The organism is Geothrix rubra (assembly GCF_030268065.1).
In the GTDB taxonomy this organism is placed as follows: domain Bacteria; phylum Acidobacteriota; class Holophagae; order Holophagales; family Holophagaceae; genus Geothrix; species Geothrix rubra.
Window position 1 is genome coordinate 614,495 of record NZ_BSDD01000002.1, and the last position, 12,589, is coordinate 627,083.

A 12,589-nucleotide genomic window follows, 5' to 3' on the forward strand; every position below is an offset into this window, starting at 1 on the left:
AGGCGCGGCCAGGATCCAGCGTCGAGTGGGATTTCGGAGGCAGGACTTGATGTCCTGCCGGAGAAAGACCGGCCCGGCGAAGCCGGGCAGTTCGAATCGGCTCGGGTGGGTCGGCGCGACCATCCGCGCCTGTCGGCGAGATTCGGACTCGCCCCGGCCGCGCAGGCGCGGCCAGGATCCAGCGTCGAGTGGGATCGCGGAGGCGCCACTCTCCGCCCGACGCGCCCTCCCCCGGAGGGCGCTCCCGCGCGTGCCTTGCGGGGGAGGAGCCTCTGTGGCGCTGGAGCGAGACCCGCCCGGCAAAGCCGGGCAGTTCGAATCCGGCAGGGGTGGGTCGGCGCGACCATCCGCGCCTGTCGGCGAGATTCGAACTCGCCCCGGCCGCGCAGGCGCGGCCAGGATCCAGCGTCGAGTGGGATCGCGGAGGCGCCACTCTCCGCCCGACGCGCCCTCCCCCGGAGGGCGCTCCCGCGCGTGCCTTGCGGGGGCGGAGCCTCTGTGGCGACGGAGCGAGACCGGCCCGGCAAAGCCGGGCAGTTCGAATCCGGCAGGGTGGGTCGGCAGGACCGTCGGTGCCTGTCGGCGAGATTCGGAAGCGCGCCTCAGAACCTCCGCCCGATCCCGATCCACACGCAGGGCCCGGTGGAGTCGGTGTCGGCGGTGACGGTGGGGGCGGGGGCGAGGGTCCCGGTGGCGGGGACGGTGTGCTTGAGGCGGGCCCAGGCGTAGCTGGCGCCCAGCTCGGCGTACCAGGTGCGGCGCTCCGACAGGTACACGTCGAGGCCCAGGCCCAGCGTGGCCATGGGGAACCACCCGTCGTTGTCCACCTGCAGCCCCTCATTCAGGTAGGCGTTCTGCAAGGTGAGGCGGGTGCGGTCCTTTTCGTAGGCCAGGCCGGCCCCTGCGAGCAGGAAGGGCACCCAGCGCCCCTCGCCACCCAGGGGGCGGAACTGGGCCACCGCCAGCAGGTCGGCGTAGGTGCTGTACTTCTGCTCGAAGGACAGGACGGCCGGGCCCGCGGGCGTGTCCACGGATTCGGTCCCGCGGATCCGGCCCGAGGAGTAGTCGAACTCGAGGCCCACCTTCCACTGGGGCGCCAGCTCCCGGAAGAGGTGGCCGCCCAGGCTCAGGTTGGCGATGTCATCCCAGGTCTGGAAGTGGGAGCCGAAGGTGCCGTTGATGTCCTGCGTGATCTGGCGGTTCGTCTCGGTCTGCTTGGGCCAGCTCTGCTGGAGGTACACCGTGGCGGACCAGGGCCCGGAGGCCTCCTGCCCCAGCAGGGGGAGGCTGGTCAGCACGCAGGCCAGGGCGAGGGGACGGAGGGCGTCGCGCGTCATGGGTCACCGGGGGTGGAGGCCCCATGGATAAATCCGCGGGACTGGCCTGTCAATCCATACCCGACCCTTTGATCGATTTTTTTCGGAGGGAGGCCCGGAAGAAGGCCGTACCGTCCTTGACACCATCGGAGCCCGTGCCGGACCCTGGGCCATGCCCCTCTTCCGCAGACCCGACGGCGACCTCGTCCAGGGCGAGGCCCCGGTGCGGCGGATCATGCCCTACCTCATGCGGGGCCGGAACGAGAGCTGCGTCACCCAGGAGAGCGTCTACCGCGTGACCGCCGCCCGGGCCTGGCTCAAGGCCTACAACCGGGCCCACCATCCCCGCGCCACGCTCTTCCATCTCGTGGCCTACGCCGTGGCCGCGGCCCTGCAGGAACGGCCCCGCCTGAACCGCTTCGTGTCCGGGGGGCGGATCTACCAGCGCCGGGGGGTCTCCCTCTCCTTCGTGGTGAAGACCGCCTTCACGGATGACGGGCCGGGGGCCACGGTGAAGCTGCTGGCCCGGCCCGGCGAGACCTTCGCCGCCTGGTCCGCCCGGATCGCGGCGGAAGTGGACGAGGCGCGGGACACGGTCCGGCCCGTGGACCAGGAGGTGGCCCTGGTCATGCGGCTGCCCGGCTTCCTCGTGCGCGGCCTGGTGGCCCTCGCGAAGGGCCTGGACCACTGGAACCTCTTCCCGGCCTTCATGATCCGGAACGATCCCATGTACTCGAGCATCTTCCTCGCGAACCTGGGATCGGTCGGCGTCTCCGACGTGTACCACCACCTCTACGAGTACGGCACCACCTCCATCTTCGGGGCCGTCTCCTTCCCCCGCGCGATGGTCTTCCCGGGCCGGGAGGGCGCCGTGGTGGAACCGGGGCTCTCGGTGCGCTGGACCTTCGACGAGCGCATCGACGATGCCTTCTCCTGCGCCCGGTCCCTGGCCCTGGTCCAGAAGATCCTCGAGGATCCGCACCGCTGGCTGGGCCCCCCGGAAGGGAACCCGGCCTGGACGGGCGGGTCCGCGCCCCCGGCATGACCCTGCGGCCGTCGGAACGCCTCACGGGTGGAGCCCTGGCGGGGCTGCTGGGGCTCGCGATCCTCGCCCGGCCGCCCCGCTGGCCGGCGTACACCCTGGCTCTCGCGGCGATGCTCGCGATCCTGGCGTTCCTGGGCCGGGCGCGGCCGGGGCGCGCGTGGCGGCTGGTCCGGGACTTCGCCCCGGGGGCCGTCGTGCTGGGAGTCTTCCTGCTGCTCCAGCCCCTCGTGGCCGCCGTGAACGGCCACCGGTGGGATGCGACCCTGGCCGGGCTGGACACCCGCTGGTTCGGGGCCCTGGCGGACCGCTGGCGGGGGGCCTTCGGACGGCCCACCGCCTTCACGGAGGTCGTCTACCTGGCCTACGCCAGCTTCTACCTCCTGCCGCTGACCGTGGCCGTCCTGGGGCGGCGGCGCCTGGGCCCCGAGGGCTTCGAGCGCCTCGTGTTCACCCTCCTGCTGGGGTTCTACCTGTCCTTCCTGGGCTACTTCCTCTGGCCGGCGGAGGGCCCGAGGGTTCCGCCGGCGCTGGCGTCGGCCCGACTCGGGGGTGGGGCCCTGTCCGCCGCGGTGCGGGCGTTCCTGGACCGGGCCGAACTCACCACCCTCGACGCCTTCCCCAGCGGACACACGGCCCTGTCGCTCCTGGCCGCCGGGTTGGCGACGCGACCCTTCCCGAAGTCGGCGCCCCTGCTTTGGGCCTGGGCCCTGGCCATCGTCTTCGCCACCGTCTACATCTCCGTCCACTACGTCGTGGACGTCGTGGCGGGCCTCGCCCTCGCCCCCCTCACCGTCCTCCTGGCGGCCCCCTTGCACCGTCTCCTGGGGGGAGCGCCGGCACGTCCGGAGGGTTGAGACCCTCGTCCCGAAGCCCCGTGCGACACTCATCCCGCGGCACGCCCCCTCCGGGTCCGTCCGCTGTCGAGGAGCCGTCCATGAAAGCCATGACCGGTCTGCTGTCCGCTTCCCTGCTGCTCCTGGCCCTGCCGGGCTGTCGCCGACGGGAGGCGAAGGACATGGTGGTCGCCGCGCCGACCGCGGCGGCGGCGTCGGATCCCCATGCGGGCCTGGGCGGGGGGGCCGACCCCCACGCCGGGAAGCCCCGGATGGAGGCCGTCGTGAAGGTTCCGGAGGCCGTGCAGGCCAGGTGGAAGCGCATGCGGATCGCGATCCTCGACCTCTCGGCCAAGAAGGAGGCCACCTACGTCGTCACCGCCGGCTCCGACTTCACCATCCCCGGCAGCGACCTCACCCTCCGCACCCTGGCCATCGTCCCCGACTTCACCATGGATGCCGGCGTGATCAGCAGCAAGAGCAACGAGGCCAACAACCCGGCGGCCCAGGTGACGCTCACGGAGGGCGGGCGGCAGATCTTCCGGGGCTGGCTCTTCGCCCGTTTCCCCGAGACGCATCCCTTCGAGCACCCCAGGTACGCCCTGCGCCTCATCGAGGTGCTCTAGCCGCGGCCCATCCCGGTGGGCCCCCGCTAGAATGACCCTAGCCGTCCCCGCGCCCATAGCTCAGGTGGATAGAGCAGCAGCCTTCTAAGCTGCAGGTCGCTGGTTCGAGTCCAGCTGGGCGCACCAGGTACCAGAACGCCGGTGGACTCGGACCAGCGAGAAACACCGGCGGCCCGGTAGGCTCCAGCCGAAGGCCCGACGGGATGTCGGGCCGGAGGCGTCGGAGGCGGGGCCAGCCGGTGGCGGTTCGAGTCCAGCTGGGCGCACCAGGTACCAGAACGCCGGTGGACTCGGACCAGCGACCCGCGCCTCAGCAGGGCAGGTGGAGGGTGAAGCTGGTGCCGAAGCCGGGCTGGCTCTGGGCGCGGATCTGGCCCTGGTGGGCGGCGACGAGGCGCTGGACGATGGCCAGCCCCAGCCCGAAGCCCCGGTCGGCATCGCCGCGTTCGGTCTGGCGGAAGGGATCGAAGACGAAGGGGAGCTTGTCCGGGGGGATGCCGCGCCCGGTGTCGATGACGCCGATGCGGAGGAACCGGAGGCCGGACTCCACGCCGGAGCCGAAGTCCTGGGCCGCCTCCAGGCGGATCGCGCCGCCCCGGGGCGTGAACTTGAGGGCGTTGTCCAGGAGGTTGTGCATGACCCGGTCGAGCTGGGCCCGGTCCCCGCGGATCTCCGGCAGGCCCTCGGGGATGTTGGCCTGGAAGTGGCGGCCGGACTCGGCGGCCCGGAGGTCGTAGGCGGTGGCGAGGCCGCCCAGCCAGTGGGCCGGGTCGATCGGCTGCAGCTCCAGGGGCACCTGGCCGTGCTCGCTGCGGTGGAGCTCCAGCATCTCGTCGAGGAGGCCCCGCACCTGGTTGAAGCTCTGCTCGGCCTGGGCGACCAGGGCGGGTCTCGGGGCCACCCCCTCCTTGAGGGAATCCAGCATCAGGCCCACGCCCGCTAGGGGGGAGCGGATGTCGTGGACGAGCATGGCGGTGAAGTTCGCCTTGAGGGTGTGCACCTCCTTGAGCTTGAGGTTGGCGTCCAGGAGGGCCTGGTTCTGCCGCTCCAGGTCCTTCTGCAGGCGCCCGAGGCTGACGTGGTGCTCCACCCGGGCCAGCACCTCCTCGGTCGAGAAGGGCTTGGTGATGTAGTCGCGCCCGCCCACCTGGAAGGCCTTCACCTTGTCCAGGGGGTCGTCCAGGGCGCTGATGAAGATCACGGGGATGGGGGCCAGGGCCGGCTGCTGGGCCAGGGCCTGGCAGACCTGGTAGCCGTCCATCTCGGGCATGCTCACGTCCAGGAGCATGAGCTCGGGCGGCTGGCGCCGGGCGGCCTCCAGGGCCATGGCGCCGCTGGTGACGGTGCGGACCCGGTGGTGGTTCCCCTTCAGCACCCGGGTGAGCAGATCGAGGTTGGTGGGATTGTCGTCCACCAGCAGGAGGTCGGCGGGGGGGACCAGCATGGGGGCCTCGATGGCTCAGGGGATGTGGTAGAGGAGTTCCTTGAGATGATAGGCCCGCAGGTGCTGCCGCAGCTCGGCCTTCAGGGGGGTGTCCGGCAGTTCGTCCAGCAGGCGCTCGGCGGCTTCCAGATCGCCGACGGTGATCTGGCTGCGGAAGCGCGCGCGCCAGCTGGGATCCAGGTCGGCGGCCCCGTCGAGTCCGGCCGGGGCGGCGGCTTCGGGCGGGGGGGCCTCCGCGAAGGCGAGGCCCAGGAGGGTGGCCAGGGTCTGGAAGAGACTCCCTTCGTCGATGGGCTTCGTCAGGAAGCCGTCGAATCCGCGGGCGGCCAGGTCCCGGGGGTCCACGTCGTAGACGCTGGCGCTGATGGCCACCACGGGCGTGCGCGACCAGGCCCGCTCCGCCTCCTGGCGCCGGAGGGCCTCGATGGCGGCGAACCCGTCCATGACCGGCATCCGCAGGTCCATCAGCACCAGGTCCGGCCGGTCCCGCTCCCAGCGGGCCAGGCCGTCGGCCCCGTCCACGGCCTCGCTGCACCGGAAGCCCACCAGGCGCAGCAGGCCGCAGAGGGTGTCGCGGTTCTCCGGCCGGTCGTCCACCACCAGCAGGTGGGGCTCCCCCTGGCCGGCCGCCAGGTGGCCCACCGCGCGCTCGGGGTGGCGGAGGAGCGGCCCCTCCGCCTCCGGGAGGGGGAGGGCGAAGCTGAAGCGGGAGCCCCGGCCCGGTGCGCTATCCAGCGCCATCCGGCCGCCCAGGAGGCCCACCAGCACCTGGCTGATGTGGAGGCCGAGGCCCGTGCCCCCGGCGCTGGCCCCCAGTTCCGTCTGGCTGAAGGCCTGGAAGAGCCGGGCCTGGTCCTCGGGGGCGATGCCGGGACCCGTGTCCTCCACGGCGAAGGTGGCCCGACCCTCCTGCCAGTGCGCCACCAGGCGCACGTGGCCGGCTTCCGTGAACTTGAGGGCGTTGCCCAGGAGGTTGAGGAGGACCTGCCTCAGCTTGGGGAGATCGCCTTCCACCCGGTCCGGAAAGCCCCCGGCGTCCACCTCCAGCCGGAGTCCCTTCCCCTGGGCGGTGGCCCGGAGGAGCGACTCCAGGTCGCGGAAGAGGGCCGCGGGTTCGAAGCGCACGGGCTTCACCTCCATGCGGCCGGCCTCGATCTTCGACAGGGAGAGCACGTCGTTGATGAGGGAGAGGAGGTGCTCCCCCGCCCGCACCACGTGGGTGAGCCGGATCCGGTCGTCCTCGCTCCGGGCCGGCTCCCGGGCCATGAGACGGGTGTAGCCCAGGATGGCCGTGAGGGGTGTGCGCAGCTCGTGGCTCATGCTGGCGAGGAAGGCGCTCTTGGCCCGCGAGGCCGCCTGGGCCCGGGCCTCGCTGTCCCGGAGCTCCGCCTGGAGACGCTTGATCTCGGTGAGGTCCATGGCCACGCCCATGGTCCCCAGCAGCCTGCCCTCGGGGTTCAGGATCCGGGAGATGACCAGCAGCACCGGGACCAGGTGCCCGTCCCGGTGGCGGTAGTGGCATTCCGTGGAGAAGCCCGGGATGTGCGCCGCGGCCTGGAGGGCCTCCACGCCGGACTGGAGGGGGCGCCGCATGCGGGCGCTGAGCTCCTCGGCCAGGCGCGCGAGCTCCTCCGGCAGCCGCCACAGCAGCGGGGTGGCCTTCCCCAGCACCTCCTCGGCCCGGTAGCCCAGCATCAGCTCCGCGGCGTGGTTGAAGCGGTTCACCTTCCCGTCCAGGTCGAGGCCGATGATGGCGGCCTGGGCCCCGTCCAGGATGGCCCGCTCCAGGGCCTGCTGCTCGCGGAGGGTCTCCATCAGGCGATCGAGCCGGGCCACCGTCCGGTTCAGCTCCCGGTCGGCCACGGCCAGCTCGTCCTCGCCTTCCCGCTCGGGGGCGGGTTCCAGGTTCCCGTCGGCGACCTGGCGGAGGCGGGCCACCAGGTCGCCGACGCCCCGCTGGAGGTGGCGGGCGAAGGCCTGGCTGAGGCCCAGGGCCAGGAGCAGGGCCGCCGCCATCAGGGCGAGGCCGATCCAGGTGGTGTGGCGGGACTGCGCCTGGAGGTTCGCGAGGAGGCTCCGGGCGGTGCGGTCCTGCTCGTCGCGGAGCTCGCCGAGGCCCCGGGAGAGGGCGATGACCTCCGGCAGCCAGTCCCGGTCCCCGAAGGTCCCCAGCTCCGCGGACATCCCCCGGGGCAGGAGGACCTCGAGCTGCCGGGAGAGCGCCCGGAGGTGCTCCAGATGGGACTCCACATGGAGCACCTCCGGCGAGGGCCCGTGGTCCACGCGGTAGTCCCGCCAGGCCGCTTCGGCCCGGTGCATGTCCCGGTGCAGGTCGCGGAGCCCCTCCGCGGGGGCCAGGGCCCCGGAACGGACTGCCCGGAGGCTGCCGGTCATGGCCACGGAGTAGGCCTCGGCCACGGTATTGAGCTGCTGGAGCGGGCGGAGGTGTTCCTGGTAGAGGCGGCTGGCGTTCTCGGCCGCGCGCCGCGCGAGCAGCAGCATGCCCACGGAGCCCAGGGTCATGAGGACCGCGAGCAGGCCCAGGGCCAGGCGGATCTGGCTGGCGATGGATCGGTGGCGGAGGACGGGCACGGGCGACCGGGGCGATGGGTTCCTGATCGGTCGGAGGGGGCCTGGACGTGACTAAGGGGCCGCCTCAGGGGCGTCGGCCCCGGGCCTCCGAGAGGGCCAGGGCCATGCGGGCGCAGGCCTCGTTCTGCTCTTCGAGGGTGTGGGCCGCGAAGCCCAGGCAGATGTAGGGGAGGGGGCGGCGATGGAGGTCGTAGAGGCTGCCGGGGTAGAAGACGACGCCATGGGCGAGGCAGCGCTCCGTCCAGGCCTGCAGGGGCACGTCGTCGGCCACCCGGACCCAGAGGGAGAGCCCCTCCCGGGGGTTCTTCACGGAGATGGCGGGATGCAGGTGGAGGAGGAGGCGGTCCACCATGGTCTCCCTCCGTTCGTCGGTGAGCTTCCGGACCCGGCGCAGGTGGCGGACGATCTCGCCGTCGCGGAGCGTCTCCTCGAGGGTGGCCTCCTGGACCAGGTTGCCGGGCCAGTCCACCAGCTGCCGCTGCTGGGCCAGGGCCTTGATGAGGCCGGCCTCCCCCGCGAGGAACCCCACCTGGAGGCCCGGGGCGAGGATCTGCTCGAAGCTGCTGAAGTAGAGCACCCGGCCATGGCGGTCCTCGCTGGCCAGGGGGAGGCGCGGGTTCTTCTCCCGGTGGAAGCCCAGGCTGGGATCCCCCTCCAGGATCCGGAACCCGTGGGCCACGGACAGCTCCAGCAGGCGCTTGCGACGGGCGGGATCGAGGGCCACCTGGGTGGGGAGCTGGGGACTGGCGGTGACGTAGAGGAGCCGGAGGGGCTCCTGGACCAGCAGGGCCTCCAGCGCCTCCACATCCAGCCCGCGGCTGTCCACGGGCACGGGGAACAGCCGGGCGCCGGCCGACCGGAAGGCCTCGGCGACCCGGAACTGCCCGGGGTTCTCCATGGCCACGGCGTCCCCCGGGGCGAAGAGCACGCGGGAGACCAGGTTCAGGGTGCTCATCAGGCCGCGGGTGAGCAGGAGGTTCCCCGCCTCGACGGACAGGCCCCGCATGTCCCGGAGCATCCTGCCGAGGGAGTTCCGGAGATCCAGGAGGCCCCGCGGATCCCAGCCCGGCTGGAGGAGCCGCTCCGGATGCAGCCGCAGGACCCGGCCGTACGCCCGGTGGATGGCATCCGTGGGCGCGAGCCGCAGGTCCGGCGTGTCGGGGATGAGCTGGAACGATTCGGGCGCCGGGGCCCCGGGCTGGAAGAAGACCTCGTTGGGAGGCGACGCGCGTTTCCAGGAGGCGGAATCCTGGGCCGAGATCCCCGGCGGCACCTCCACCACGATGGGGAGCCGCCGGGCGACGAAGGTGCCGCGGTCGGGGGCCACCTCGATCCAGCCCTCGGCCTCCAGCTCCTTGTAGGCCGCCAGGGTGGTGTTGCGGTTGACGCCCAGCAGGTCCGCCAGGGCCCGGGTCCCGGGGAGGGCATCCCCGGGCTTGAAGCGCCCGTGGCGGATGCCCTCCTCGAGGGCCTTCACCAGCTGGAGGTACAGGGGCTCGGCGTTGGATCGATCCAGCGCGATGGCGAGATCCCAGCTACCCACGGTGGCGCTCCAAGGTTCGGATCAGCATCGAGGGCGGGGAGGGGCGCGTCAAGGCGCCCAGGATCAATATCCGCCGCCGCCGGTGCCGCCGCCGCCGGTGCCCACCGAGCCGTAGCTGATGGTGCCGAACAGCCCGTGGGCCTGGGCCTGCGGGCCCGCGGCGACATAGAGCTGCGTCGACTTGCCGGCCGAGGCGTCGTTCCCGAAGGTCATCCCCCAGAGCCCGCTGATGGCCAGGGGGGCCCCGCCGGCCCCGGAGAGCTGTCCCAGCTGGGTTCCGCTCGCGGCATCGAAGGCCGTGATGCGCCCGTCGCCGAAGTTGCCCACGAGCAGGGCCCCGCTGTAGGGGCCGAAATTGGCCGGCGCGAGGGCCAGGCCCCAGGGCGCGTTGAGCACCCCGCCGGCCGCCACGCGGCGGACGAAGCTGCCGTCCAGGTTGAAGACGTCCACGACGCCGAGTCCCGCCCCGGTCGTCTCGCGCATCGCGGGGGGGTCATGCTTGGCGTAGGTCACGTAGAGCTTGCCGGCCAGCACCTGGACGTTGAAGGGCGCGTAGCCGGCGGGGAGGGTGGGATCCACCCACGCCGCCGCGCCGAGGGTGACGGGGGCATAGGTCGCGTCGAAGACCTCGATGGACCCTCCGTTGAAGTTCGCGGCGAACAGGTAGGTGGCGGTCCCGCTCGAGCCGATGGCGAGGCCGGTGTACACGGCCGCGGAACCCGAGTGGTCCACCCGGCGGACGGCGGTGCTGCCGGCGGTGGCGCTCCAGCCGCTGAGGCAGCCGTCCAGGGAAGCCAGGATGAACTCGTCGCCGGCGAAGCCCGGGGTGCCATTGAAGACCACGCCCGTGGGCCCGCCCATCGGCGCGCCCGCCACGGCGGGATCCGCCACCACCACGGGCACGGTCGGCATGTGGCCCAGCCCGTCGTAGACGGTGGTCGTGGCGGTCCCCTGGTCGGCCACCCAGAAATCGGTGGTCGGTCCGTAGGCCAGGCCCCAGGGGTTCACCAGCTTCGGATCCAGGGTGGTGGCCCCCGCCGCGGCCTGGTCCGCCACGAGGAGGGTCAGCTGGTAGCTGGGCGGAGCGGCCGGGGTGGCCGAACCGCCGGAGGACCCGCCGCCGCACGCGGCGAGCGAGGCGAGCAGGGCCGCGCCGCCGGCCCAGCCAAGGGTCCGGGGGGCCTTCCAGGAGGTGGGTTCGGGGATGGGTCGTGGCATGGGTGCCTCCAGCTCGCCGAGGCGAGCGCGGTACGGGTGGATGGGGTGGGGGGACGGGAAGACGGGATGCAGGCCGGTCTGCCCAGCTTCGGGCCGGGGGGACCCGTCGCCAGATCCGGTTCCGAGATCGGGGGCCCTCCGGTGCCCGCCCTTCGTTGGCCGGCTCCGGCCCGTGGAGTACCATCCACGGGATCCCTCAGGCTCCTGGAGGACGATGGCGATCCCCCGCTGGACCCTCTTCCTGGCCGCCCTGGCCGTCTCCGGCCAGGAGGCGGCGCCCTTCGCGCCGGAGCCGGCGGACCCGTGGCGGCCCAGGTGGGAACTGACGCTCCGGGGCGACCGGCTCTCCGACCCGGGGGATCCCACTGAGGATTTCCGCCGCGCCGGCCTCCAGCTCCGGCTCCGCTGGGCCTGGGACCAGGACGCCCTGCACCTCGAGGCGGGGACGCGGTCGGCCATGGGATCGGACGGGAACCGGTTCAACGCGCCCCGATGGGATCAGCAGCCGTCCAACGGGACCCAGCTGGACCTCGCCCGGGCGGCGGTGGCCTGGACCTCGGAGCGGGCCTTCGCCAGCCTCAGCGCGGGGCTCCAGGAGAACGGCCTCCTGGCCTCCCAGGCCATCTGGGACCGGGACCTGCGCTTCCTCGGCGCGGAAAGCCGGGTGGGGTTCCGGGATGCGGCGGGCCGGGTCCAGGAAGCGGGCTTCCGGGCCGCCGCCGGCCGGGTCCGGACCGTCCAGGGAGGCCGGGTGGACCTGGCCGCGGGGCAGGCCGTGCTGCAGCTCGACACGGGGCCCCTCTCCTGGACCGCCCACGTCGGCCGCTGGACCCTCGCCTGGGATCCGGCGGACGAGCGGCTCCGCCGCCTGCCGGGCCACGATCCCGCCGCCCGGCAGCGCCTGGTGCTGGATGCGGCCGGGGCCTCGGGCACCTGGCATGCGGTCTTCCCCCTGGAGGCCCGGTGGTTCGGCGCCCGCAACCGGGACACCGGGGAGACCAGCGAGGAGCTCCAGGCCCTGGCCGGGAGCCGCGAGCGGACCTGGTGGCCCCAGCTGGCCTTCACCTGGCAGCGCCTCTCCTCCACGGGCACCCTCTACCCCGTGAACGGGGACGAGTGGTGGTTCTACCGCCGGGCCCGGGGGCCCCGGCTCGACCTGTCCCTGCCCCTGCCGGGGAACTGGATCGCCACGTTCGTCTGCCTGCGGCAGACCGCGGAGGGCGAGGACTACCGCGTCACCCGGTCCATGCTGGTCCTGCTGAAGCGGTTCTAGGATCAGTAGTCCCGCTCGTCCGCGGGGGGCGGGTAGTCCTTCCCGAACTTGTTCTTGTGGGGTTCCAGGGCGGGCCGCGAGATGTCGAGGTCCCAGGCCCCCTCGGTGAGGCCGGTCCCGACCGTCAGGACCCAGGCCTTCTCGCCCGTCTCCGGGTGCCAGAGGACGAGCCGGTAGGTGCCCGGGGGCACCCGGTCGAAGGCCACGCCGGCCCGGCCGTCGAGGATCTGCGCGAAGGGGGTGGTGACCACCCACAGGAAGGCATTCATCTGGTGATGGATGTTGCAGTAGAGCTTCACCAGCCCGGGGTTGGCCACCCTCACCCGGGGCGCGTCGCCCGGCCGGTACTGGCCCGTGTCGAACCGGTTCCCCTGGGTCACGCTGAACACGTTGTGCACGAGGTGGTCGAGGTTGGGGAAGGCCACCTCCGTCCCCGGGGTGGCGAGGGCGACGTGGGGAATGAACTGCTTGCCGACCGTGCGGATGGCGACGGGCCTGGAGGGGCCCACGGCCGGAACGGGCGCGTCGAGGGGCTCCAGAAGGGCCACGCAGTCCTTCAGGGAGGGGCGGAAGCGCCCGTCCTTCTCGCGGAGCCGGACGGGACCGCGGACGCTTCCCGCTTGCACGGGCAGGGCCAGGGCCAGGGCGAGGACCGGCAGACCGCGAGCAATCCCTCGAATCATGCTTGGCTTCCGGGGT

Annotated in this window: 10 protein-coding genes and 1 tRNA gene; 5 read left to right on the top strand and 6 right to left on the bottom strand. The window is 72.8% G+C overall.

Going from position 1 to position 12,589, the window contains the following annotated elements; genetic code table 11:
• Positions 1-602 precede the first annotated feature (602 nt).
• Complete coding sequence (locus QSJ33_RS07570; RefSeq protein ID WP_285724174.1) at positions 603-1,337, bottom strand: hypothetical protein; 735 nt, start codon at positions 1,335-1,337, stop codon at positions 603-605.
• A gap of 151 nt (positions 1,338-1,488) precedes the next feature.
• Here QSJ33_RS07570 and QSJ33_RS07575 point away from each other — a divergent pair, with 151 nt between their 5' ends.
• From QSJ33_RS07575 to QSJ33_RS07590, 4 genes are all read left to right on the top strand, one after another.
• Positions 1,489-2,361: a hypothetical protein gene (locus QSJ33_RS07575; RefSeq protein ID WP_285724176.1), complete on the top strand. Its 873-nt coding sequence runs from the start codon at positions 1,489-1,491 to the stop codon at positions 2,359-2,361.
• Positions 2,358-3,215, top strand: coding sequence for a phosphatase PAP2 family protein (locus tag QSJ33_RS07580; protein WP_285724178.1), 858 nt, complete (start codon positions 2,358-2,360; stop codon positions 3,213-3,215). The genes QSJ33_RS07575 and QSJ33_RS07580 overlap by 4 nt, the downstream gene beginning before the upstream one ends.
• Positions 3,216-3,295: 80 nt before the next feature.
• Positions 3,296-3,820, top strand: a complete 525-nt coding sequence (locus QSJ33_RS07585) for a DUF2155 domain-containing protein (RefSeq protein ID WP_285724180.1) — start codon at positions 3,296-3,298, stop codon at positions 3,818-3,820.
• Between the two features lie 49 nt (positions 3,821-3,869).
• A tRNA-Arg gene (locus QSJ33_RS07590) sits at positions 3,870-3,946 on the top strand.
• 184 nt (positions 3,947-4,130) lie between these two features.
• On the opposite strand, the gene QSJ33_RS07595 is transcribed toward QSJ33_RS07590, so the two are convergent.
• From QSJ33_RS07595 to QSJ33_RS07610, 4 genes are all read right to left on the bottom strand, one after another.
• A complete protein-coding gene (locus QSJ33_RS07595) occupies positions 4,131-5,264 on the bottom strand; it encodes a hybrid sensor histidine kinase/response regulator (protein ID WP_285724183.1) in 1,134 nt (377 codons plus the stop codon).
• 15 nt (positions 5,265-5,279) lie between these two features.
• Complete coding sequence (locus QSJ33_RS07600; RefSeq protein ID WP_285724185.1) at positions 5,280-7,856, bottom strand: ATP-binding protein; 2,577 nt, start codon at positions 7,854-7,856, stop codon at positions 5,280-5,282.
• Between the two features lie 64 nt (positions 7,857-7,920).
• Positions 7,921-9,399: an aminotransferase-like domain-containing protein gene (locus QSJ33_RS07605; RefSeq protein ID WP_285724187.1), complete on the bottom strand. Its 1,479-nt coding sequence runs from the start codon at positions 9,397-9,399 to the stop codon at positions 7,921-7,923.
• A gap of 63 nt (positions 9,400-9,462) precedes the next feature.
• Entirely contained in the window at positions 9,463-10,617 is a 1,155-nt protein-coding gene (locus QSJ33_RS07610) for a TIGR03118 family protein (RefSeq protein WP_285724189.1), read from the bottom strand.
• Between the two features lie 214 nt (positions 10,618-10,831).
• On the opposite strand from QSJ33_RS07610, the gene QSJ33_RS07615 reads away from it, so the two are divergent.
• On the top strand, positions 10,832-11,890 hold the full coding sequence (locus QSJ33_RS07615) for a hypothetical protein (RefSeq protein WP_285724191.1): 1,059 nt from the start codon (positions 10,832-10,834) through the stop codon (positions 11,888-11,890).
• A 2-nt stretch (positions 11,891-11,892) separates the two neighbouring features.
• Here the strand turns inward: QSJ33_RS07615 and QSJ33_RS07620 are convergent, their stop codons facing one another.
• Complete coding sequence (locus QSJ33_RS07620) at positions 11,893-12,573, bottom strand: cupredoxin domain-containing protein (protein WP_285724193.1); 681 nt, start codon at positions 12,571-12,573, stop codon at positions 11,893-11,895.
• Positions 12,574-12,589 lie beyond the last annotated feature (16 nt).